General features: G+C 67.1%; 22 protein-coding genes. 5 read left to right on the top strand and 17 right to left on the bottom strand.

Going from position 1 to position 21965, the window contains the following annotated elements; translation table 11 throughout:
* Window positions 1-57: 57 nt before the first annotated feature.
* On the top strand, window positions 58-1941 hold the full coding sequence (locus LCL87_RS25835) for a cellulose biosynthesis cyclic di-GMP-binding regulatory protein BcsB (protein ID WP_225018556.1): 1884 nt from the start codon (window positions 58-60) through the stop codon (window positions 1939-1941).
* The gene (locus LCL87_RS08330) at window positions 1917-3665 is read left to right on the top strand and encodes a glycosyltransferase family protein (protein ID WP_225018558.1); all 1749 of its coding nucleotides are present in this window, start codon (window positions 1917-1919) and stop codon (window positions 3663-3665) included. The genes LCL87_RS25835 and LCL87_RS08330 overlap by 25 nt, the downstream gene beginning before the upstream one ends.
* A gap of 69 nt (window positions 3666-3734) precedes the next feature.
* On the opposite strand, the gene LCL87_RS08335 is transcribed toward LCL87_RS08330, so the two are convergent.
* The 6 genes from LCL87_RS08335 to LCL87_RS08360 form a co-directional block, all read right to left on the bottom strand.
* A complete protein-coding gene (locus LCL87_RS08335; protein ID WP_510850720.1) occupies window positions 3735-4439 on the bottom strand; it encodes an SDR family NAD(P)-dependent oxidoreductase in 705 nt (234 codons plus the stop codon).
* Window positions 4440-4547: 108 nt separating this feature from the next.
* Entirely contained in the window at window positions 4548-5858 is a 1311-nt protein-coding gene (locus LCL87_RS08340; RefSeq protein WP_225018562.1) for an MFS transporter, read from the bottom strand.
* A gap of 285 nt (window positions 5859-6143) precedes the next feature.
* Window positions 6144-7334 carry an acyl-CoA dehydrogenase family protein gene (locus tag LCL87_RS08345; RefSeq protein WP_225018564.1) on the bottom strand — a complete coding sequence of 397 codons (1191 nt, stop codon included), beginning with the start codon at window positions 7332-7334 and terminating at the stop codon, window positions 6144-6146.
* Window positions 7335-7361: 27 nt separating this feature from the next.
* Complete coding sequence (locus tag LCL87_RS08350) at window positions 7362-8225, bottom strand: alpha/beta fold hydrolase (protein ID WP_225018566.1); 864 nt, start codon at window positions 8223-8225, stop codon at window positions 7362-7364.
* A 55-nt stretch (window positions 8226-8280) separates the two neighbouring features.
* Entirely contained in the window at window positions 8281-8841 is a 561-nt protein-coding gene (locus LCL87_RS08355) for a flavin reductase family protein (protein WP_225018568.1), read from the bottom strand.
* Between the two features lie 22 nt (window positions 8842-8863).
* The gene (locus LCL87_RS08360) at window positions 8864-9775 is read right to left on the bottom strand and encodes a VOC family protein (RefSeq protein ID WP_225018570.1); all 912 of its coding nucleotides are present in this window, start codon (window positions 9773-9775) and stop codon (window positions 8864-8866) included.
* A 316-nt stretch (window positions 9776-10091) separates the two neighbouring features.
* Between LCL87_RS08360 and LCL87_RS08365 the strand changes: the two genes are divergently transcribed.
* The gene (locus tag LCL87_RS08365; protein WP_225018572.1) at window positions 10092-10775 is read left to right on the top strand and encodes a TetR/AcrR family transcriptional regulator; all 684 of its coding nucleotides are present in this window, start codon (window positions 10092-10094) and stop codon (window positions 10773-10775) included.
* A 75-nt stretch (window positions 10776-10850) separates the two neighbouring features.
* Here the strand turns inward: LCL87_RS08365 and mhpA are convergent, their stop codons facing one another.
* From mhpA to LCL87_RS08395, 6 genes are read right to left on the bottom strand one after another with little or no spacing between them, the layout of a single operon-like run.
* The gene (mhpA, locus tag LCL87_RS08370) at window positions 10851-12533 is read right to left on the bottom strand and encodes a bifunctional 3-(3-hydroxy-phenyl)propionate/3-hydroxycinnamic acid hydroxylase MhpA (protein ID WP_225018574.1); all 1683 of its coding nucleotides are present in this window, start codon (window positions 12531-12533) and stop codon (window positions 10851-10853) included.
* A gap of 39 nt (window positions 12534-12572) precedes the next feature.
* Window positions 12573-13322, bottom strand: a complete 750-nt coding sequence (locus LCL87_RS08375) for an aldolase/citrate lyase family protein (protein WP_225018576.1) — start codon at window positions 13320-13322, stop codon at window positions 12573-12575.
* The gene (locus LCL87_RS08380; RefSeq protein WP_225018578.1) at window positions 13319-13756 is read right to left on the bottom strand and encodes a nuclear transport factor 2 family protein; all 438 of its coding nucleotides are present in this window, start codon (window positions 13754-13756) and stop codon (window positions 13319-13321) included. The genes LCL87_RS08375 and LCL87_RS08380 overlap by 4 nt, the downstream gene beginning before the upstream one ends.
* 8 nt (window positions 13757-13764) lie before the next feature.
* A complete protein-coding gene (locus LCL87_RS25840; RefSeq protein WP_225018581.1) occupies window positions 13765-14562 on the bottom strand; it encodes a fumarylacetoacetate hydrolase family protein in 798 nt (265 codons plus the stop codon).
* On the bottom strand, window positions 14559-15449 hold the full coding sequence (locus LCL87_RS08390) for an alpha/beta fold hydrolase (protein ID WP_225018583.1): 891 nt from the start codon (window positions 15447-15449) through the stop codon (window positions 14559-14561). Before LCL87_RS08390 ends, LCL87_RS25840 begins: the two co-directional genes overlap by 4 nt.
* Window positions 15446-16441 carry a 3-carboxyethylcatechol 2,3-dioxygenase gene (locus LCL87_RS08395; protein ID WP_225018585.1) on the bottom strand — a complete coding sequence of 332 codons (996 nt, stop codon included), beginning with the start codon at window positions 16439-16441 and terminating at the stop codon, window positions 15446-15448. Before LCL87_RS08395 ends, LCL87_RS08390 begins: the two co-directional genes overlap by 4 nt.
* A 179-nt stretch (window positions 16442-16620) precedes the next feature.
* Here LCL87_RS08395 and LCL87_RS08400 point away from each other — a divergent pair, with 179 nt between their 5' ends.
* Window positions 16621-17313 (top strand): GntR family transcriptional regulator, encoded by a 693-nt coding sequence (locus LCL87_RS08400; protein WP_225018587.1) that lies wholly within the window; start codon window positions 16621-16623, stop codon window positions 17311-17313.
* Window positions 17314-17335: 22 nt separating this feature from the next.
* Here LCL87_RS08400 and LCL87_RS08405 read toward each other — a convergent pair whose 3' ends face one another.
* The 5 genes from LCL87_RS08405 to LCL87_RS08425 form a co-directional block, all read right to left on the bottom strand.
* The gene (locus LCL87_RS08405) at window positions 17336-18022 is read right to left on the bottom strand and encodes a glycoside hydrolase family 25 protein (protein WP_225018589.1); all 687 of its coding nucleotides are present in this window, start codon (window positions 18020-18022) and stop codon (window positions 17336-17338) included.
* 144 nt (window positions 18023-18166) lie between these two features.
* Window positions 18167-19504: a glucosylglycerate hydrolase gene (gene ggh, locus LCL87_RS08410; protein WP_225018590.1), complete on the bottom strand. Its 1338-nt coding sequence runs from the start codon at window positions 19502-19504 to the stop codon at window positions 18167-18169.
* A 16-nt stretch (window positions 19505-19520) separates the two neighbouring features.
* Window positions 19521-20546 (bottom strand): PHP domain-containing protein, encoded by a 1026-nt coding sequence (locus LCL87_RS08415; protein WP_225018591.1) that lies wholly within the window; start codon window positions 20544-20546, stop codon window positions 19521-19523.
* A 37-nt stretch (window positions 20547-20583) separates the two neighbouring features.
* On the bottom strand, window positions 20584-21009 hold the full coding sequence (locus LCL87_RS08420; protein WP_225018593.1) for an organic hydroperoxide resistance protein: 426 nt from the start codon (window positions 21007-21009) through the stop codon (window positions 20584-20586).
* Window positions 21006-21488 (bottom strand): MarR family winged helix-turn-helix transcriptional regulator, encoded by a 483-nt coding sequence (locus LCL87_RS08425; RefSeq protein WP_225018595.1) that lies wholly within the window; start codon window positions 21486-21488, stop codon window positions 21006-21008. The genes LCL87_RS08420 and LCL87_RS08425 overlap by 4 nt, the downstream gene beginning before the upstream one ends.
* A gap of 112 nt (window positions 21489-21600) precedes the next feature.
* On the opposite strand from LCL87_RS08425, the gene LCL87_RS08430 reads away from it, so the two are divergent.
* Window positions 21601-21954 (top strand): hypothetical protein, encoded by a 354-nt coding sequence (locus LCL87_RS08430; RefSeq protein ID WP_225018597.1) that lies wholly within the window; start codon window positions 21601-21603, stop codon window positions 21952-21954.
* Window positions 21955-21965: the final 11 nt, after the last annotated feature.

A 21965-nucleotide genomic window follows, 5' to 3' on the forward strand; every position in this document is an offset into this window, starting at 1 on the left:
ATGGGGAAGCCTTGCCACGTACGGCGATCGTGGGCAGCACTCGCGACCTGTGCACTGGTGACGGTCGGTGCACTGACCCAGGCCGGAGCCGCATCCGCCCAGCCCTCCGAAGCGCCGGCGACTACCGGTCAGGCGGTTTCGTTCCGCGAGCTGGGCCGGCCCGTGGATCTGCGCATCCCCGTCGACACGACGGCGACGAATGTCACCGTCCCGGTTCCCGACGGGCTCACCGCCACGCAACTCACCGGAACCGTCGTCACCCCGACCGACTATCGCGAAGGTTGGCTCGAGGTCCAGTCCGAGGGGCGACTCGTCCAGCGGATCGACCTCCCCGGCGGCACCGCCGAACGCGGTGTCCCGCTCACGATCCCGCTCGAGGACCTGCGGGTGGTCGATCGGTCCGTCACGCTGCAGCTGGTCAGCCACTATCTGCCGCTCGACGAACGCTGCTACGACCGCAGCCCTTTCGCGGCGATGACCCTGCGGGACACCTCGGTCGCCTATTCCGGCACCGAGCGCCAGCCGACCACGCCCGCCGAGTTCCTCCCGCCGATGCTGCGCAAGGCGACGATCCACCTCACCGAGAGCAGCTCGACCGAACAGCAGAACGCCGCCCTGACGCTGAGCACCGCGCTCACCAACCACTACGGCAGTCAGCCGGCCCGAATCGAGCTGGCCGAACTGCGCACGTCCGCGCTGCCGGACGCCGTCCCTGCACCGTTCGAACGCAACATCGTGATCGGCGGTCCCGGTGAGGGAATCTCGCTGGAAGTCAGCCGCTCCGGGGCTGCGGTCCTGCGGATTCCCGGTGACGGGCCCGCCTTGGCTGCCCAGATGGACCTGCTGATCACCAACCTGTCCGGCTACAGTTCCGCCAGCGCCTCCGTGCTGCCGCCCGAGCGGACGGTGCCCGAGATCGCGCAGGACGCGCTGTCGCTCTATCAGCTGGGCATGGGCTCGCTGACCGCGACCGGGACGAACCACATCGAACTTCCGATCGCGATCGATCAGACGCAACTCGGGCGTCCGATCTCCAGTCTGTCCGCACACCTGCTCGGCACCTACGTGCCGCTGCCCGCGGCCCGTAGCGGGGTGCTGACGGTGAGCATGAACGGAATGCCGCTGACCAGTGCGCCGCTCGATTCGTCCGGCAAGTTCGACGTGATCGCCACGGTGCCCCGGCAGCTGCTTTCGCGTTACATGACGCTGACCGTCGCCATCGAGGTCACCGGCGAATTCCAGTGCGGCGCAATCGACGAATCCTCGCTGACCGTCGATCCGCTCAGCACCATCACCTCGCAGCTGGCGTCGCCGCCGCTGCCCGGCGGCTTCGCGTCGCTGCCGCAGTCGTTGCTGCCGACGGTCGACGTCGGCCTCAGCAAGGGCGACTTCGCCGACCTGGTCCGCGCCGACAAGCTGCTGGTCCAGATGCAGCGGTCGAGCTACCTGCCCCTGCAACCGCGGATCCAACCCTTCGAGTCGGCCGTGTCCGGCCCCCTGCCCGCGGTTCTCGTCGCGGCGGACGGCTACGTGCCGGACACGATCGACGAACCCCTCGACTCCGCCGACCCGCCGGTGCTGGCGCTTCGCGGCGTCACGTCCAGCAGCGCCTTCGGCACCGTGCAGGTCGTCGAACAGCCGCGACGCACCGTCGTGCTGGCGTCGTCGACGGGCGATCCCGCGGACCTCGACGGGTTGCTGAACTGGCTGACCGCCGACACCGGTCGACTGCCGGGCCTCACCGGGGACGTGCTGATCGGACCCCGGGGTCAGGAGCCGTTCACGATCGGTGTGAAGGTCGCCGAGGTGACGCCGGACGCCACCAATGCCGCCGACAACGGACTCTCGGGCGCCGCGCTGGCCGCCGTGGCCGGCGTAACCGCGGCCGTGGCCGTCGTGGCGGTCGGTGTGACCCTGTGGCTGCGACGACGCCGCTCGTGACGGCCACCGCCCTCGAGGCACCGGCGCCCGCGCTGCCGGGTGAGCCGGCGGTCGCGGGGCGGACGAACCGTCGTCCGTGGTTGCTGTACACGGCGCTCTTCCTGGCGTACTGCGCCGCAGGGGTGTTGGTGAACGTCGGCATCGGCTTCATGTTCACCGATTCGATGTCGAGGGTCGCCGCGGTGTCGGGTGTGCTGCTGAGCCGGGATCCGCACCTGGCCGCGATCGGGTTCGTCTTCACCCCGCTCACGGCGGCCGCCCAGATGCCGATCACCTTCTTCGGTGAATGGTGGCCCGGTCTGCTGCGCTGGAACCTGACCGCGGCCGTCGTGTCGGCGGCGTTCATGGCGGGCAACGTGATCCAGGTCCGCGGCATCGCCCGGGACCGCGGCTGCTCACAGATGCTCGTGGTGGTGCTGACCGCGCTGTTCGCACTCAACCCCATGATGATCATCTACGCCGCGAACGGGATGAGCGAGGCTCCGTTCCTGTTCTTCGTGTGCTGGGCGGTGCGCCGGCTGATCCGGTGGATGCGCTCCGACGGCGTCCACGACCTGATCACCGCCGGAATCGCGCTGGCGCTGGCATATCTGACCCGATACGACGCGATCGCGCCGATGATGGTCGCCGGCACACTCGTCGGCGCCGTGAGCCTGTGGCGACGACGCCGCACCCCGGCCGCGCACCGTACGGATCCGCTGTGGGCCGCGACCGTCGACGCGGTACTCGTGATCGCGCCCGGTCTCGCCGCGTTCGGCGCGTGGTCGTTCACCAGTTGGCTCATCACCGGCGAAGCCTTCCAACAGTTCTCGTCGGTCTACGGCAACAGCGCGATCCTCGAGCAGTCGGGGACGCGCACGGCGACCGAGATCGAACGGATCACCTTCTCCCTCACCGAGATCATGGTCCTCGCCCCGGCGCTCCCGCTGCTCCTCGCCGTCGCGGCATGGTTCGCGTTCCGGCGGCGCGACGGGGCCATCCTGGTTCCGACGATGATCTTCGGCTCGATCCTGGGCACGCAGTCGCTTCTGTACCTGATGGATTCGACGTTCCCGTTCCTGCGCTTCTATATCACCGCGATTCCGTTCGCCTTCGTCCTCGTGGTGCTGCTCGCACCGCAGCGGGTTCCCGTCGTCTCGCCCCGTCCCGGCCGGTTCGCGGTCACGGCCGCCGACCCCACCCCGGATCGTGGCCCGTCACCGCTGCTCGCGGTGGCGGTGTCGCTGCTCGTCGGATCCACAGGCGTCACCGTCGTCGCGATGGGCAACGAGCGGCTCGCCGGCCTGGAGTATCCGGTCGCCAGCGCGATCATGGCCGGAGGCCGTTCGGATTTCGACTCCGTCCGGAACTTCAGCGCCGAACGGCGCATCGCGCAGTACCTGGACAACCTCGACCTGCCGGAGGGGTCGGTGCTGCTCGACACCGTCCAGAGCTTCGCGATCGTGACGTCGTCGGCCAAGCCGAAACAGTTCGTGATCACCTCCGACACCGACTTCGTCCGGATCCTCGACGACCCCGCGGCGCACGGCGTGGAGTACATCATCACCGTGCCGAACGTGAAGCGCGGCACCGCCGACGCCGTCAACCGGCGCTACCCGACGATGTACGAGACCGGTTCCGGCGGAGTGGGCGCGCTGGTGCTCGAGATGCCGAACGACAGCAAGGCCGAGCCCGAGAACTGGCGCCTGTACCGGGTGACCGGTCAGATCACGCCCGGCGGGTGAGGAACCGACGAAGCTCTCCTCGGACGCGGTCTGCCGTTCGTCTGACGGAGCCGCGACTGTCTTCGGACGTCAGCGCGACGTCAACTCACCACCGTTGACGGACAGCACCTGGCCCGTCAACTGCCGCGCACCGGGAGAAGCGAGATACGTGGCACAGGCGGCGATATCGGCGGGCGAACCTGCCCTGCCGGTGAACGTGCCCGCCACGAGCGCACCGTGCCGATCCTGCGACAACCGGTCCCGGAAGAATTCGGTGTCGGCGATGAATCCGGGGGCGATGACGTTGGCTGTCAGTCCCCGCGGGCCCACCTGCCTCGCGAGATCGATGTTCCACGAAGCGATCGCGGCCTTCGCCGCGCCGTACGCGCCGGCGCCCTTGTCCGCGGCAATCGATCCGATGGTGATGATCGAACCGCCGGATTGCATCCTGTCGAGGCAGGCGGTGGTGACGAGGACCGCCGAGAGCACGTTCGCGTCGAAGTTCGATCGCCAGTTCGCGGCGACGGCGGCGAGCGAATCCGGGGCGTCGCGGTCGAAGTCGGTATTGCCGCCGGCGTTGTTGACCAGGACGTCGATGCGGTCCAACCCGTTCGCGAAGGCTCTGACGTGGTCCGAGTCGGTGGCGTCGAAGCACGCGGGGCGGACGTTGTCTCCCAACTCCGCCGCGGCTCCCGCGAGCACCTGTTCACGCCGCCCGGTGATCACGACGCTGTCGCCCGCACGGGCGAACGCGGCCGCTATCGCCTTACCGATTCCGGTTCCCCCACCTGTCACGACGACGACCCTGCCCACAGTATTCACCCTTCGAATGCCCGACACCGACCCTGGATCCGTCGGGCCGGGCGCGGGAAATCCCGTGCCCGGCCCGACGTTGGCGAACCGCTACGACGACATCTCGGCGACCTTCTGCGAAGCCGGCGTCGCCTCCGCATCGCTGTCGCGCTTCACGATCCGGTCCAGGATGAAGCACGCCACCGCCGCGAGTGCGAGCGGAACCGAGAAGAGGACGATGGCGCTCGACGGACTCCAACCGCGGTCCAGCAGCATGCCGCCGAGAATCGGCGAGACCACCGCGGCCAGGCGCCCGAGTCCGATGATCATTCCGTAGCCGGTCGCCCGCACATGGGACGGGAACAGTGGGGGAATGATCGAGTAGAAGCCTGCGACGCCCGCGTTGCACATGAATCCGGCGATGAGGATCATCGCGATCGCGAGGCCGGGATGTCCGATCCCGATGCCGTAGACGAACGCCGAGATCGCGGCGCCGGCGAGGCAGAGCACGTTGAGGAAGCGCGACTGGACCCAGCTCGCGGCGATACCGAACGCCAGGCAGCCCGCCATGCCACCGAAGTTCCACAGGACGGTCGCGGTGGCACCCATGTCCTTGTTGCCGGACGCATCCGACAGCAGCGTGGGGTTCCAGTTGGCCAGGAAGTAGAGCGAGATGACGAGGAAGGCATAGCCGGCCATCATCAGGGCGGTGCGTGCGAGCATCTGAGGGCCGAAGACCTCCTTGATCGATCCCCGCGCCTCCTCTTTCGCAACACGAGTCGGAAGCTCCTGCAGCGGTGCGTGCTTCATCTTGCCCAGGACCTTGTTGAGTCCGTTCAAGTCGCCCTTGTCCACGAGGTAGTCGACGGACTCGGGCAGGAAGAGGTACGCGGCCACCATGACGACACCGGTTGCCGCGGCGGCCAGCACGAATGCGGCGCGCCATCCATGGTCTGCGATCAGGGGCGCGGCGGCGGCGCCGCCAACCATGCCGCCGATGTTGATACCGGCCGCGTAGAACCCCATGATGAAGCCGTAGCGCTTCTTCGAGGAGAACTCGTTGAGCATGACGCCGATCACGGCGATCATGCAGCCGATACCGAAACCGGTGATCAGGCGACACGCCAACAGTTGCGTGGCGTTCTGCACGAAGACCGAGAGAGTGGTGCCGACGAATGCGATCGTGACGCCGGTGAGGAGCAATCGGCGCCGCCCGAACCGGTCGGCCAGGGGCGACAGGGTGAACGAACCGATGGCCATGCCCAGCAGACTCGCGCTGAGCAGATAGCCGATGAGGGACTTGCTGATGCCCCAGTCATCTCGAACGTGTGGTGATGTCAGCGACATGACGGCGATGTCGAAGCCGTCGATCATCACGAGGAGGAGACAGATGCCCACGACCAGTACCTGGAAGCGGCTCATCTTCGAACCTTTGATCCGGTCCTTGATATCCACGATGATTCCCTCGGAGCGCATAGGTCGCACGCACCGCGGACCCTGGCGGGGCCGCGGTGCGTGACGCAGGGGGTAAGTTACTGCGCACCACCCTGGACGTAAGGATCGGCTCACGTGCAGTTGGATGCGGGGCGGCAGGGTCTGGCCCACCGCGAGAGATGAATCCGTAAGCCTCGTAGACCGGATTCTCAGTGTTCGAGCAATTGGCGCGACCTGAACGCGGTGCGTTCGGTGATCACGGTCGCGGTGTGGTCAGTGCATCCGGCCGGGCGGAATCTGACCACCGAAGAAGTTGAATCCGTAGGCCTCGTAGACCGGATTCGGCGTGTTGAGCACGTGGGCGAGCGCGGCATGGCCGTCCCGCCAGGCACGCTGGAGGGGCTGGTCGGTCTTGAGGGAACTGCCGCCGGCGTTGTCGAACAGGGTGTCGATGGCAGCGACCGCGCGTCGCGATGCACGGACCTGGTTCCGGCGGACCTCGATCCGCATCTCCGTCGTGATCGACTGTCCGGACTCGAGCACCTCGTACAGACGGTTCACATCGGCGAGCGTGTGCAGGCGGCTGGCCTGGATGTCCGCCGAGGCCTCACCGATGGCGACCAGATGGTGTGCATTGAGACCGAGCTTGGCGTTGCCGTCGGACTGGGTGCTCGGCGGCGCCTTGCGCTGCTCGGTGTACGCGATGAACGCGGCGAGCGCACCCTCCGCGACCCCGATCGTCGCCGACGTGATGGCGGCGGAGAACATCGAGCCGAACGGCATCGCGTACAGCGAACTTCCGGGGCGCTGCTCGGCGGCCGCGCTACCGTTGTAGACGCTCTCCTGATCGAGAACTCGGTACTCGGGGATGAACACGTCGCGGACGACCACATCCTTGCTTCCGGTTCCCTTGAGGCCCATCACGTTCCACGAATCGTGATCGATCTCGTAATCGGATCGCGGCAGGAAGAAGTGCTTGACGACCGGAGGCTTGAGGGTGTCGCCCTCAGCGTCGGTGACCATGCCACCGAGCACGACCCAGTCACAGCAATCGGTGCCCGAGGAGAACGGCCACCGGCCCGAGAACATGTACCCGCCGTCGACGGGCTTGGCCCGCCCGAAGGGAGCGTACGGCGACGCGACCCAGGTGTCGACGTCGTGCCCCCAGACCTCTTGCTGCAGAAGCGGGTTCGCTTGTGCCAGTTCCCACGCGTGGACTCCGACGACACCGGTCACCCAGCCGGCGGACCCGTAGTGGGATCCGATCTCCATGGCGGCTTCGTAGAAGTCCACCGGGTGCGCTTCCGCGCCACCGTATTCCTTGGGCTGGAGCAGCCGGAGCACGCCGGACGCGCGCATGGCCGAAGCAGTTTCGGGCGACAGGTGTCCGAGATTTTCGTTGACGAGCGCCTGCTCCACCAACGTCTGGCTGAGCTTCTCGACCTGTTCCGAGATGACGAGCACTGGTTTTCTCCTCGAGGCTGTCGACGACTACGCGTTGGTCGCGATGAAGTGGTCGACGAGATGGTTGAACTCGTTGGCGTGCTCGAGCTGGGCCCAGTGTCCACAACGGTTGAGCAGTACCAGACGCGAGTTCTGGATGGCGGTGACCAGGCGCAACGAGTGTTCGAAATGCACGACACGGTCGTTTCTGCCATGGACGATCAGAGTAGGTGCCGTGACGGAGGCGATCTGCTCCATCGTCGGCCAGCGGCGGATCGGGCCGCCCTGTGGGATGCAGCTGACGAAGTTCTCCAGATGCTGCGGCCATTGAGCCGCCGCGTCGGCGCGCTGTCGAGCCAGCTCCTCGGAGGCGAAGGCCGGGTCGAACGTCATGATCGACGCCAACTGGCGCATGTTCTCCAGGGACGGATCCCGGTAGGCGGCGAAGAGAACCTTCATGCCCTCGGAGGCTCCACCCGGCCCGAACAGAGTGGGCTGCGGAACACTGCCCGACCCCATGGTGATCAGGTGGGAGACCCGCTCCGGATACATCGCGGCGAAGCGGATGGACGTCACGCCACCCATCGAGTTGCCGATCAGCGCGGCCCGATCGATCCCGAGTTCGTCCATGAACTGTCGGAGAGTCTCGACATGGTCGGCGGCCTCGATCGAGGTGGGATCGGAGCCACCCCAGCCCGGCATATCCACTGCGAGAACGCGATACGCGGTCGACAGCGGCCCGATGTTCGGGTTGAAGTTGCTCCAGCCGGTGGCTCCGGGACCGCTACCGTGCAGCAGGATCAGCGGCTCGCCTTCCCCGGCTTCGTAGTACTGGACGTTCCAGTTCTCGGTGCGCACCTGCTTGCGGGCGGACTCGAGCGTCAGCACGGGTCCGGGCGTCTGAATCGACATCGATGGTTCCTTCGTTCTTCGTTCTTCGTTCGCGAGCTTCTGCCGGTGCGCCGGGCTATGCCAGCGCCGTGAGAGTGTGGAAGCGGCCACCGTGGAAGATCAGGGGGTCGGCACCCGCCGGGTTACGGTCGAGCGATTCGACCCGCCCGACCACGAGGATGTGGTCGCCCACGGAGATGACCTCGTCGAGGTGGCAATCCACCCACAGGGACGCCGCGGCGAGTCCGGGGGATCCGGTGGCGGTGGGCGTCCACTCGACGCCGGCGAACTTGTCCGTGCTCGGACGACTGAAGCCATCACAGACCGCCTTGTTCGGCGCGTCGAGGACATTCACCGCGAACGTGCCGGACTCGACGATCTTCGGCAGCGTCCGGGAGCCCTGGTCCGCGAAGAATCCCACCAGCGGAGGATCGATCGAGATCGACGTGAACGTCCCCACCGTCATGCCCGCGGGCTGACCGTCGTGCATGGTGGTGACGACCGCGACTCCGGTCGGGTACCCGCCCATGGTGGAGCGGAAGTGAACCGGGTCGATCGCGCGGCGACCCGATTCCGGGGTCTCGGGACGGATTCGCGGTCGAGTCCGGGCGAACCGCGGGTGAAGTGCGGAGATCATGTCTTGTCCTTCCTTGCGCGCCTCAGGCGTCGGCCGTGACCGGACGGTCGACGACCAGGCCACGCGGCAGGTGCTTGTATTCGGACGGACGCTTGTGGCCCCAGATGCTCGACGAGGCAAAGGTTTTCGGTACCCAGAGATCGTCGACCTCGAGGCCGCCGTAGCCGTACTCGATGCGGAAGTGCGACGGCGTGAACACATAGAAAGATGTCATCAGGTCGTTGGTGTGCCGCCCGATCGTCTGCACGACGGGGATCTCCCGCGCGTGGCAGATGTCGAGCGCGTTGCCCACATCATCGAGCGAGGTGGTCTCGAGCATGAGGTGGTGCAGTCCGACCACCCCCGGGGTCCCGACGACCGCGAGCGAATGGTGGCGTCCGTTGACGTGGTAGAACCGCAGGTCGCTGCCGTACTCGACCACACGGTCGGACAGCTTGAATCCCATCACGCGACCGAAGAAGCGATCGGCCTCGGCAATGTCGGGGACGAACAGCACGACGTGGCCCATACCCTGCTCGCCGGTCATGAATCCGGACATCGGACGCGCGGGCTGGAAGGTGCCGATCTCGACCACCTGCCCCCATGCGAGCTCGTGCCGGAAGCCGAAGGGGTCGTTGAACCAGAGGTAGCCACCGACCCGACGCTCGGCAGCCTCCTCGGCGGTCGCCGTGCGCACGGTGACGCCGGCCGACTCGAGTTGCGTCCGTGCCGATTCGGCGGCGATCTCGTCGGTGATCGTCCACCCGATGTAGCGCACGTCGCGCGTCTCGGCAGGGTGAACCGCGAGCCGGTATGCGGCGTCGTCCATCCGGAGACGCACGACACCTTCGTCGGAACGAGGTACGAGCTGCATACCGAGGACCTCGGTGCCGAATGTTGCCCACTCCTGCGCGTCCGGGCAGGAGATGCCTACGTAGGCCAACGACTTGATCACGGAGACGCCTTTCGAACCAGCGGTGTGGAATAGCAGTTCTAGAATGCGCGTTCTAGTGCTGCGCGTCACTGTAACCTAGAGCACTGTGGAGCACAAGCACGTGACCTTGGACCCCGACCGCAGGGCCCGCCGGGCCGAGCGATCAGCGGTGACGGCCCCTCGGGCGGCCGAACACGACTGGGGGCCAAAAGGACTGGACAACGCGTTGCCGAAGGCTCGCGCAGGCCTCGATCCAGATGCGTCGGGTCATGCGCAAACGTTCTAGAATGAATGTTCTAGAAAAGATCGGATTCGAGCGGTGGGGAGTGAACTCGGAATGACGAAGACGACAGCCGAGAGGAAACGTGGCGAGCATCGAACCACGGAGGAGTCACGCCGTAAGATCCTCGACTCCGCGCTGAAGCTTGCCCAGGACAGAGGGTTCCACGGAACGACGATGTCACTCATCTCGAAGACCTCGGGCATGCCCGCAGGATCGTTGTACTGGCATTTCGAGAACAAGGACAATCTGTTCAGCGCCCTCCTCGAGCGCGGAGTTCGGGAGCGTGACGCGGGCACCGGTTGGTGGGACGTCACGACCGGCGAGACCATTCGAGAGCACTTGACGCGGTTCATCCTGGTCCGGACGGGAACGTTGAATCCGACGAACGGATTCTGGCGGATCGGCTTGATCCTCTCCCTCGAACGGTCCCTCGAGTCTCCCGAGGCACGTGCGCAGTTCCTCGCCATTCGCAGCGGCTTGACCGCGACCATGAGCGATTGGTGGCGCCAGATGCTGGGTCGACCCACGGTCGAGATGGATCCGGGTCTGCCGCACCGGTTGTCGGCCTTCACCATGGCCACGATCGACGGCCTCGTAGTGTCGGAGACCGCTGGCGAGACGTGGGACATGGACGAACTGGGACGAACGCTGGTCGACACGTTGGTCTTTCTCGCCACCCAGGGCATGGAGCGAGCCGGCGCGAGCGTCGAGGACCCTCGCCCCGCCAGCACCGACTGAGCGGAAGCAGTCGGGTGCGGCCGGGACACCGTCCAGATTCTGGGCGGTGACCCGGCCGTGACGGTTCCGCCACCCCTAGCCGGCGGAGACGCGCTCCTTGAAGGACATGGACTGCAAAACCGCGGTGAGCGTCCGATCGGCCTCGCCGGTGAGCGAGACCGCCCCGACGAACTTGTCCGGGCGCAGGAACACCACCGCGAACGGCCGATCGTCGAACCACCGCTTGAGGCGACCGTCGACGTCGCCGATCACGATGGCCTCGCCACTCGTATTCGATTCGGTCCAGGTCCGTCTGACCTCGGGCACGATCCTGACCAGCTTGGCGCCCAGGCGCTCGAGCTTCGCGCGCGACTCCGCCGAGAACAGCGGCTCCGGATCGTTACCCCACACGAGGATGTTCCACCCGGACCCGATCACATCGTCCATCCGGACACTCGGCTGTGTCGCCGTCGACACCCACGGCTGAGGGAACTGGGCGCCGACACCGGAACTATCGACCTTCGAGACCAGTGACCGGCTGCGCTTGGTTGGCATCTTTCCGGTCGAGCGCCCGGGCTCCTTGGATACGGCATCGACGACGACACCGGAATCGTAGCGGGGCATGGGCTTCCAGCCCATGCCGGTGACGTAGGACTTCGTCTTCGGCACCACGTTCAGCGCCAGCGCGAGTCCGTCCCGGACACCGCCGACGACCTTGTTCGTGGTCCCGAACACCTTGCCCATGTTCAGCGACAGCGCGACCATGGCGGACGCATGAGCGCGCCGTTCCCGGTCGTAGGTGTCGAGCAGCGACTCGGTGGCGTCCCCCTTGACCACCGCTGCCAGCTTCCATGCCAGGTTGGTCGCGTCACGGATACACGAGTTCCAGCCCTGGCCCGCCCAGGTCGGCATCAGGTGGGCGGCGTCACCGGCGATCAGCACCCGCCCCTTGCGGAACGCTGACGCGACGCGCGCGTTGTGGGTGAACACCCGACGGCGGGCGATGTCCAACGAGCGCGGGTCCGGGGCGTGCTCACCGAGAAGCCCGAAGATGAAGCGGTCGTCGTTCACCAGCGAGTCCGGCTCATCGTCGTGCAGCATGAACTCCCAGCGCCGGACACCGTGCGGGAGCCCGAACGACCCGTGCGGACGCCGCGGATCGGCCCCGAAGATGGCGTTCGGTGTCCCGAGCGGATCGTTGTCGATGTCCACCACGAGCCAGCGGGTACCGGTGCTCACACCCTCGAAGTCGGCACCCATCCACTTGCGGGTCATCGACCGGCCGCCCTCGCAACCCACCACGAAATCCGCAGTGATCGTGAAGGTCTCGTCCGAGTCGACGACCTTCACCTCGGCGGCGACACCGGTGGCGGACTCGGTGAGGTCGAGCACCTCGTGACCGAACAGGACCTTCACGTCGTCGAACCGGTCGAGTCCCTCGTACAGCACCTTGTCCACGAGGGGCTGGATGAACCCGTTGCGGCGGGACCAACCGAATTCCTCAGTGGTGGGTGACATCTCGGAGATGACACGACCACTGCCGTTGAGCACCCGAATGGCGTGCTGGGGGGAGATGTGTGCGGCGACCTCGGTGGCCAGTCCGGCGGCCTGCATGGATCGCAACGACTCGTCATCGATTCCGACCGCCCGCGGGTAGTCGATCAGTTCGGGGAGCTTCTCGACCAGGATGACGCGGCAGCCGTACTTGGCAAGCAAGTTGGATAAAAGGAGCCCGGACGGGCCGGCACCGATGACGAGGACGTCAGTGCTGTTCTTCATGACTATGCCTTCATTTCGAAAGTATCGGGGCAGAGCTGATCAGGATCGATCGACGGACTGGTCGTAGATGGCCAGGTCGTTCCGTGCCGCCTTGCCGACCAGCATCAGATCACCGGCCAGCCCGATGAAATCGACCAATCCGGCGTTCCGCAGCGACGCCGCGTACCCGGGGTCCTTGCAGAAGATCCCGACGCGCACGCCGCGGACGCGGGCCGCCGCGGACACCGTGACGATCGCATCCCACACCGGGCCCGTGGTCCAGTCCGTACCGAAGCCCAATCCGTAGGACCGGGCGAGGTCGGCCGGGCCGAGATAGACACCCTTGACACCGGGCATGGACAAGAGCGCCTCGGCGTTCGCCACGCCCGCGGCCGACTCGATCTGGATCATCGGCAGCACCGCCTCGTTGGCGGCGTCACCGAAGTCGTCGCCCTCGTACAGGTCGGGGCGCACCGGCCCGTAGCTCCGTGCACCCAACGGCGGGTACAGGCACGCGGCCACCAGGTCCGCGCACTGGTCCACCGACTCGACCATGGGTGCAATGATGCCCCGGCAGCCGTTGTCGAGCAGGCGCGCGATCACCGCCGCATCGAGCCCGGCCAGGCGCGCGTAGGCGGAATTCGTTCCACGCGAGGTGGTCTGCAGAATCCTGAGTGCACCCTCGGTGTCGAGTTCGCCGTGCTGCAGGTCCAGGATGTACCCGTCGTAGCCCGCCGCCAGCAGGTGTTCGACGACCAGGCCGGATGACAGACACAGGTGAGTCAGCACCGAAGCGTCAGTGCCCGTCATGCGGACTCCGATTCCCGCGGTGGGGTGAAGAAGAAGCGGCTGATCATCCGCGTGCGGATGCGCCACTCGCCGTCGACCTGTGCGTACTCGTCGTCGAACTCGCCCATGCTGATCGGGGCCGCATTGCTGGTGTCCTGCGCATTGCCGCGCAGCATCTGGTAGTACAGCTGACCGCGCAGCACACCGTCCTCCCAGCGCAGGCGAAGGTTGCTCTGGATGTGCCGCACGACGGTGTCCGTGTCATGGACCCGCTCGGCCCCCCAGGCCCGGATCGCGTCGAGATCGGGCAGGTTCATCGTGGCCAGGCCGGTCAGCGAGCCGTCCTCGGTGTACAGCTCGTAGACCCTGTCGCTCAGGTTGTGATCGACGCGGTACGCATGCTCGGCCACCAGAGCTTCGATAGCGCAACGGGTGTCGGTATCCACCGTCTTCATCCGGCTGATCATTCGTCGCCTCCGGTCGTCGTGGTGTGAACGGTGGCGGAACCCAACCCGTCGAAGACGGCTGTGTGTGCCTTGCCTGGCTGCATGATGCCGATCGGGCCGAGCGAGCCGGAGAGAATGACCTCCCCGCGCCGCAGCGGGCGCCCCTGGGCGATGGCGGTGCGGGCGAGCCACTGAACCGCATTGAGCGGATCGCCCATGCAGTCGGAACCCGTTCCTTCCGAGATGATCTCGTCACCGCAGGTCAGCCTCATCGAGACGGACGGCAGGTCGATGTCGTCCAGACGAACCCGCTCGTCGCCCAGGACGTAGTAGGCAACGGCGGCGTTGTCGGAGATGGTGTCGACGATGTCGATGTCGTAGTCGCGGATCCGGCAGTCGACCACCTCGAGGCTCGGCGCGACGTAGTCGACGGCGCTCCGGATCGAGGCCAGGTCGGTCTCGGTGATGTCCGCGGCCAGGACGAACGCCACCTCGGCCTCGATCTTGGGGTGGATCATGCATTCGAGGTCCAGGGTGCCACCATGGGACAGGGTCATACCGTCCAGGAGCACACCGTAGTCGGGCTCGTCGACCTGGAACTGTTTCTGAACAGCGGGGGCCGTCAGGCCGATCTTGCGGCCGACCCGGACCGCGCCGGCAGCCTCGCGGCGGAGGATGTTGATCTCCTGGATCCGGTAGGCGGCGTCGAGATCCTTGGGTGCTAACAACTCTCGGATCGGGCTGATCGGGACGCGAGTGGCCTCGGCCTGCGCGAGCAGCCGCGCGGCATCCTCGTGGGTGACCGCGGTCGTCACTCTGCAACCTCCGTTGCAGACGTGTCTGCGACGAACTTCAGCACCCGCGCATTGAACGCGGCAGCGTCCTCCCACTGCGGCCAGTGCTCGGCATCCTCGATCAGGAAGAACTCGCCCTGCGGGATCAGCGCGGCCAACTCGGCCCCACGCTCCCGGCCCGCGGGCTCGTGCCCGGTCCACACGAAGAGCGTGGGGCAGATGATCTTCTCGAGGTCGGCGTCCTCGAGACGGTTACGGTAGCGGATCTCCGGATCGTGCAAGCACATGATCCGATGCATCGACTCGGGAAACGTCTTCTGCGCGTAGATGTTTTGCCGAACGGCGATCAGCTCGTCGGTGACCTGGCCCGGATCGTGCATGACGACCTCCAGGCGGGCCTTGACGTCGTCCCACCGCGGATCGGCGGCGACCCGTTCGTTCAGTTCGCGCAGGAACTTCAGGCGGTCCTCGGGGAACATGTGCCCGCCGGGCGCGCTCAGGATCAGACGTCCGACGCGCTCGGGGTGGACGCCGGCGAACTTGACCGCCACCCAGCCACCCAGGGACTCACCGCAGATAACCGGCGCCTCCAGTCCGAGCACGTCCAGCAGATCCCGCAGGTGCTCGATGTACTGCGGCATCTCCAGGTCCGCGGTGGCGTGCGTCGTGTAGCCGTGTCCCGGAAAGTCGTACGCGACCACCTTGTACTCCGCGGCCAACGCCCGGATGTTGCGGGCGAAGGCCTCGATGTGCCCGCTGGTCCCGGCCAGCATGACGATCGTGTCCGGCCCCTGCCCGGCGGTGAAGACGCGAGTCCTCCACTTGCCGACCTGGACATACTCGAGGGTGTGCGGGACGTCCGCGATCTCCTCCCAGAAAGTGGTGGGACGCTGCTGTGCGGTGCTCACTGCTGAATCTCCTGAATCGAATCGGTGACGACGGATGAGGGGCTTTCCGAGGCCGTGGTCGAGGCGGTCATGACCGCGAAGCCGGTCGCCCACGAGTGGATGGGCCAGTAATGGGACCGCTCGACGCGGTATCCGCCGGCGACGGACAGGGCAGCGAATGCGGCTATCCAGCAACGGATCTCCTGCGCCCCGCAACCACCCTCCTCGTGGAACCACTCGGTGGTCCACGCGTCGACGACATCGAGGTCTCCGGCGGAAAAGGTGTCCATCATGACCGCGTCGAACTCCGGATTGATGTCGCGCATGAGCTTTTCACCCGCGTTGTTGCGGGCGGCGGTGGTGAGGATCCGCTGTTCGCGGGCGGCACGCTGCTCGAGAGTGATGTGACGGCCGCCGCTGATGAGGTGGTGGGCAAGTTCGGGCGTCGCGTCCGCGAACACCGGGACGGGCGGATCGTGTGAGAGTCCGCCGGACGCCACGAGTAGCACCCTTCTACCAGTGGAGAGCGCCCACCGGCCGATCGCCTCGCCGAGCAGGCGGGAGCGCTGGATCGGGCCGAGCGGCAGGCCCACGCTGTTGACGACGATCGGGACGATCTTGTCGGTGAAGCCTCGGCCGAAGATGAATTCGAGTGGCTGCGTGGTGCCGTGATCGACGGCGAGCTCTTCCGAGCGGGCGATGTCGAGGCCCGCGTCGAGGAGGGCCGACGACAGTGCACGCGCGGCCTCGGTGTCGACGGGGAGCGGGCCCGGAGCGGTGCCCCAGTCCCCGACACTGCTGGCCTGTGCGCCAACACAGAAAGCGGGCAGCATGTCGTAGAAGACGCCGTTGAAGTGGTCGGGGGCGATGACGATCGTCAGCTCTGGATCGAACTCGCGGACCCGAGCCCGCACCGCGTCCAGAGCCGCATCCAGTTCGGTCTGGACTGTTCCACCCGGATCCACGAGCCCGTAGGTCGGCGCGTGGGATAGGGCAGCCAACGCCAATGTCATGTTTCTCTCCATCGCAAGGGCCGATTGACCGGTAACCGGTTACCGGCCACCGCACGTTAGCGTGTCCCGGGTCACCAGACAAGCACCGGCATACGTCGGCTTCGGTCCCGCGAGCGCCTGATAGCCTCACCGGCGTCAGCTTTCGGACCGGCTCATTGGGCACTGGAGACTGGAACTTCATGAACGTGACTCGTGGCGGCGCCACGGCTGCCCCGGGCGCTGATCGACCCTCGCGGTTCGGTCCGCAGATCTACGGCTACCTCAAGGAACGCCTGCTCGACGGCGTCTACGAGTGCGGCAGCAAGCTCAACATCAACGAGATCCGGGAAGAGTTCGGAACCAGTCGACACCCGGTACTCGATGCGATGCGCATGCTCGACAACGACGGCTTGGTCGAGGTCCTTCCGCAGGTGGGTTGCCGCGTCAAGGTGTACACGCCTGAGGACGTCGAAGACTTCTTCCGACTGTTCGGCGGAATCGAAGGACTGGTGGCCGGCATGGCGGCCCAGCGCCGGACCGCCGCTCAGATCGAACGCTTGAACGGCCTTGTGATCCTCGCCGACGACGAGCAGATCTCGGCCGCAGAGGCCTACAAGAGCATGAACGGACGTTTCCACGGCGTCGTACACGACATGGCCGCTTCACCGATCATCAACGAAACATGCTCGCGACACTGGGATCTGGCGGACTTCATGGTCAACACGGTCGGCGGCGTCTCCTCCATCGCCGTGTCGTTGGAGGAACGGCTGGCCCGGCATCAGGAAATCGCGGCGGCAATCGAGGCCGGCGACTCGGACGGTGCGGCCGAGGCTGCCGAGGTGCACGTCCTCGAAACCACCCGGGACATCATCGAGCGCATGAAGTCTCGCTAGAGATCCGGGATCCGTACGTAGGTCAGCTTCCGAAGAAGTTGCGCGCGTACATGTTGAGGTCACCCATCGCCCCGCTGTAGACGTTGAGGTCGATGTTGGCGTTCACGCCCGGGATCCGGCCGCTGTCGGTGTACTGCCAGAAGGCCCAGTTCTTCCAACCGCCCGGCAGCGCGCCGGGGTAGTTGCCGCCGTTGTAGTCCGCGATCCACAGCGGGTAGTTGGAGAACTCGGTGGTGTTGGCCATCGCGGTACGCCAGAAGTTGGGGTACGTGTAGATGATCGGCTGGCGGCCGGTGAGCGCCTGCACCGAGTTGAGGTAGCGGTGCGTCCAGTCGATGAGCTGCGGTGCGGCGAGCCCGCCGGTGCTCTCGAGGTCCAGGACGGGCGGCAGACCGCCGATCTGGTTGACGGCCAGCGCGTTCGCCGCGAAGAAGGCGGCCTGCGCTTCGGGGGAGGCCGACGGGTCCGCGTAGTGGTAGGCACCGCGGGCGACGCCGGCGATCCGCATCGCGATCGAGTCCTGCGCGAAGTACGGGTTGGTGTAGAAGAGGCCCTCGGTGGCCTTGACCAAGCCGAATTCGTAGCCGGCCCCGCGCACCGCCCCCCAGTTGATGGGCGCACCGTTCGGGTGCTGCCAGGACGCCACGTCGACGCCCTGCGGGGCCGCCACCGCGACGGCGGGGGCCGCCAAGGTCACCGCCCCGGCCATGGCAAGTACGGCGACACGCGAAAGGGAGCGACGGCGGTTCCTCGGCATTGCCCGAGACTAGACGACTTCCTCACCGCGCGCGCCTGTTTCGCGCAGGGTGGCGGGTTCTCACAGACAGTTCACAGCGCCGTTTCACACGGTTCACTACCCGAGCCAGTCCAGCACCGCGGCCGCGGTCCACGACTGCTGCATGCTGCCGAGGGGCTCGCCGGTGAACGGCTCGTAGTACTCGGCGAAGCTGCCGTCGGCGGCCTGTCGCAGTCCCTCCGCGCGCAGCATCAGCGACCGCTCGGCCCAGCCGCGGCGCGCGAACGCCCACGAGAACAGCCACGTCATGACGGGCCACACCGGGCCGCGCCAGTATTCGCGGGGCTTGAAGTCGCGGGCCACCGGTGACGTGGACGGCGGCACCGCGTACCGCAGATCCGGGTGCGTGCAGAAGCGTGGTCCCTCGAATGTGTGCAGCAGGGCCCGCTCGGCGTGCCGGTCCAGGCCGCCGCACAGCAGGGGAGCGAACATCGCGATGGTGTCGGTGGCGATCCACCGTCCGGTCCGGAGATCGAGATCGCGGGCCGCGCCGGACCTGGCATCGGTGGTCGCCACGACGCCCTTGCGGAAGTGGTCGGCCCAGTAGTGCAGTTCGCGGACATCGGAGTTGGGGCGGGAATGCTCCTCGCCGATGGTGGCGAGCACGTCGCACGCGAGGGCGAAGATGGCGCTGACGAACACGTCCTCGACCGCGAAGCTCATCTTCTCGGGGAGTGCCTCGTCGTCGTAGCGGACGCTCTTCATCTCCTCGAGCAGCCACAGGTACCGGTCGTACTCGCCGTTGCTGGGACGCTGCGAGGCGTCGGTGACGACGGTGACGTCCTCCCGCCGATACGACGGGACGGGACCCGGAATCACGTTGGCGTACGGCGTATCCCAGCGGGGCGAATTGTCCATTCCGGACTCCCACCCGTGGAAGAGCGTGATGCGCCCGTTCCCGTCGCGGTCCCGCGCCCGGGCGAGCCACCGGTGCCAGCGCATCAGGTCGGGCCACCGGCGGTCCAGGAACTCCTCCGCGACCGCCCGGGTGCTGCGGCCGTGCCTACGGGCGTGGTCGAGGATTCGCTGCACCGCAATCGCGTGCACGGGCGGCTGCGTGATGCCGGACGTGTCGACGCCGATGGGCGCGTACCCGGCCAGTTCCCGGCACTGCCAGCGCGCGGGACCGGGGAAGTAGCCGTCGACCCCGTTCGCGAACACGATGTGCGGGATCATGCCGTTGCTCCACTGCGCCGACAGCAGCGTGTCGAGTTCGGTGACGGCGCGCTCGACGCTCAGCGGCGCCAGTCCCACGGACACGAACGCCGCATCCCAACTCCACATGTGCGGGTACAGGCGCGGCGCCGCCGTCGTCATCGTTCCCAGGTCGTTGCCGCGCAGCAGGTACGCGGCTCGCGCCGCGAGCTGGGTCGGCGTGAATCCCGGGTCGATCATCGTCCCATTCTGCGACTCACCCGGCGAACGCGCGCGTCCAGGTGAGCAATTCGTCGGCCGGCCACGTATTGACGACCCGCTCGGCCTCGACGCCGCAGCGGATCGCGCGCTCGCAGCCCAGCCCCTGCCACGCCAGCTGCCCGGGAGCGTGCGCGTCGGTGTCGATCGCGAACAGGCAGCCGATGTCGACGGCCAGGTCGAGGAGCCGGCTCGGCGGATCCCGTCGTTCGGGCCGGCTGTTGATCTCCACCGCGACGTCGTGGTCGCGGCACGCCTCGAACACCTTCTCGGCGTCGAACTTCGACTCCGGCCGTGTACCGCGCCTGCCCTCGACGAGCCGGCCGGTGCAGTGGCCCAGCACGTTCACGCGCGGATTCCGGACGGCACCGAGCATGCGTCGGGTCATCTCGTTCCGGTCGGCCCGCAGGTGCGAGTGGACACTCGCCACCACGACGTCCAGTTCGTCCAGCAGTTCCGGTTCCTGGTCGAGCGCGCCGTCGTCGAGGATGTCGACCTCGATGCCGGTGAGGATCCGGAACGGCGCGAGTTCCCGATTGAGGTCCCGCACCACCGTCAGCTGGCGGCGCAACCGCTCCGCGGACAGACCGTTCGCGACGGTCAGGCGCGGCGAGTGGTCGGTGAGCGCGCAGTACTCGTGCCCCAGCCGTGCCGCGGTGCGCATCATCTCGTCGATCGGGCTGCCGCCGTCAGACCAGTCCGAGTGGACGTGCAGGTCGCCACGCAGTGCCGGCTGCAGATCGCCGCCGTACCCGATCGGCTGCTCCGCGTCCCGGAGTTCCTGCAGGTAGGCGGGCACGTTGCCGGCCATTGCCTGCTCCACGATCGTGGCGGTCTTCGCGCCGACGCCCGGCAGTGCCGTCCAGCCGCCGGTGCGCTGGCGGTCCCGGCGCTGCTCGTCGGTGAGCCCGGCGACGACATCCGCGGCCCGCCGGTACGCGCGCACCCGATACGTGTCGGCACGGTCGCGCTCGAGCCGGAACGCGACCTCCCGCAACGCCTCGACCGGCCCCGGATTCTCCATGCCTCCATGGTGCCTCCGGGGCCGGCGCACGGCACGACTATTCGTCGTCTGCCACCGTCAGGGTGACCTCGATGTTGCCGCGTGTCGCGTTGGAGTAGGGGCACACCTCGTGCGCCTTCTCGGTGAGAGTGAGGGCTTCGCCACGCTCGAGGTGCGGCAGCGAGACCTCCAGCGTCACGGCCAGTCCGAATCCGCCGGAACCGTTGGGGCCGATGCCGACCCGCGCACCGACAGCGGAATCGGTGGTGTCCGCCCCGGCCTGCCGCGCGACCAACTGGAGCGCGGAGTGGAAGCACGCGGCGTATCCGGCGGCGAACAACTGCTCCGGGTTGGTGCCCTGGCCGCTGCCGCCCATCTCCGTGGGGATGGCGAGTTCCAGATCGAGACGTCCGTCGGACGTCCGGGCGCGGCCGTTTCGGCCCTCGCCGGTGGCCAGTGCCTCTGCGGTGTAGACGATGTTCACGGTGCCTCTTCTCGGTTGTCGGGCAGGGGGATCGGGGGAAGGTCGAACTCGGTGGCGTGCAGATTGCGGCCCACGGCCAGGAGGACGTCGCGCAGTCGTTCGAGATCCGGTCCACCGAGGCCGGTCGCCCGCGCGAGGCGGGCCGGGATGTCGGACGCGCGATCACGCATCTCCGCTCCGGCATCGGTGAGCACGACGGTGACGCGCCGCTCGTCGCCACCCAACCGCTGTCGCTCGATGAGTCCGGCGGACTCGAGGCGCTTGAGCAGCGGCGACAAGGTTCCGGTGTCGAGTTGGAGCGCGTGACAAATCTCCTGGACACCCCGGCCGTCTCGCTCCCACAGCACCAGCATCACGAGGTACTGCGGGTAGGTGATGCCCAGGTCGGCGAGCAGCGTTCGGTAGGCGGCGGTGGTGGCGCGGGACGCCGAGTACAACGCGAAGCACACCTGCCGGTCGAGTGCGAGATCGTCGGTCACATTCATAAATGTAGACCACGACAATATTGTGCACAACCTACATCTGCAGGTGTCGCCATCCAGTGGAATGCTGGAGAAAGGGCTGCCGATGACATGCACGAAAGGCAGAGCCATGAGTCAGCAGACGATCGAGCACCGCGGCTGGATGGTCGCGGCGGCGGCCGCCACGGCCGTCGCGTCGGGACTGCTCGGGGTCGCCGTCGCCGGGGGCGACGACCAGGTCGAGTCGAATCCCGCGACGCTCACCACGGAAGAAGAAGGCACCGACACGCCGGAGAATCCGAGCGGTCTCGAACAGACCAACTCGTTCGGCTACATCCCCGAGCACGAGACGACACTCGAGACCGAGCCGATCGAACCCGAGGGCGGCGGAATCGACGGCGACCCGTTCGAACTCGGCAGAGATCCTGCGGTGGCCCCGACCGGTCCCGCACCGCAGGTCACGCTCACCACACCCACCGGATGACCGGAGGCGAT

Origin of the sequence: Prescottella equi (assembly GCF_020171745.1) — a bacterium.
Lineage (GTDB): Bacteria > Actinomycetota > Actinomycetes > Mycobacteriales > Mycobacteriaceae > Prescottella > Prescottella equi_A.

Bases quoted from the DNA above. Each gene is read 5' to 3' on its own strand.
- LCL87_RS08340 (WP_225018562.1), bottom strand. From the start codon at position 5,858: ATGAGCCGCTTCCAGGTACTGGTCGTGGGCATCTGTCTCCTCCTCGTG.
- LCL87_RS08350 (WP_225018566.1), bottom strand. From the start codon at position 8,225: ATGTCGATTCAGACGCCCGGACCCGTGCTGACGCTCGAGTCCGCCCGC.
- LCL87_RS08355 (WP_225018568.1), bottom strand. From the start codon at position 8,841: ATGATCTCCGCACTTCACCCGCGGTTCGCCCGGACTCGACCGCGAATC.
- LCL87_RS08365 (WP_225018572.1), top strand. From the start codon at position 10,092: ATGACGAAGACGACAGCCGAGAGGAAACGTGGCGAGCATCGAACCACG.
- mhpA (WP_225018574.1), bottom strand. From the start codon at position 12,533: ATGAAGAACAGCACTGACGTCCTCGTCATCGGTGCCGGCCCGTCCGGG.
- LCL87_RS08375 (WP_225018576.1), bottom strand. From the start codon at position 13,322: ATGACGGGCACTGACGCTTCGGTGCTGACTCACCTGTGTCTGTCATCC.
- LCL87_RS08380 (WP_225018578.1), bottom strand. From the start codon at position 13,756: ATGAAGACGGTGGATACCGACACCCGTTGCGCTATCGAAGCTCTGGTG.
- LCL87_RS08395 (WP_225018585.1), bottom strand. From the start codon at position 16,441: ATGACATTGGCGTTGGCTGCCCTATCCCACGCGCCGACCTACGGGCTC.
- LCL87_RS08400 (WP_225018587.1), top strand. From the start codon at position 16,621: ATGAACGTGACTCGTGGCGGCGCCACGGCTGCCCCGGGCGCTGATCGA.
- LCL87_RS08405 (WP_225018589.1), bottom strand. From the start codon at position 18,022: ATGGCCGGGGCGGTGACCTTGGCGGCCCCCGCCGTCGCGGTGGCGGCC.
- ggh (WP_225018590.1), bottom strand. From the start codon at position 19,504: ATGATCGACCCGGGATTCACGCCGACCCAGCTCGCGGCGCGAGCCGCG.
- LCL87_RS08415 (WP_225018591.1), bottom strand. From the start codon at position 20,546: ATGGAGAATCCGGGGCCGGTCGAGGCGTTGCGGGAGGTCGCGTTCCGG.
- LCL87_RS08430 (WP_225018597.1), top strand. From the start codon at position 21,601: ATGAGTCAGCAGACGATCGAGCACCGCGGCTGGATGGTCGCGGCGGCG.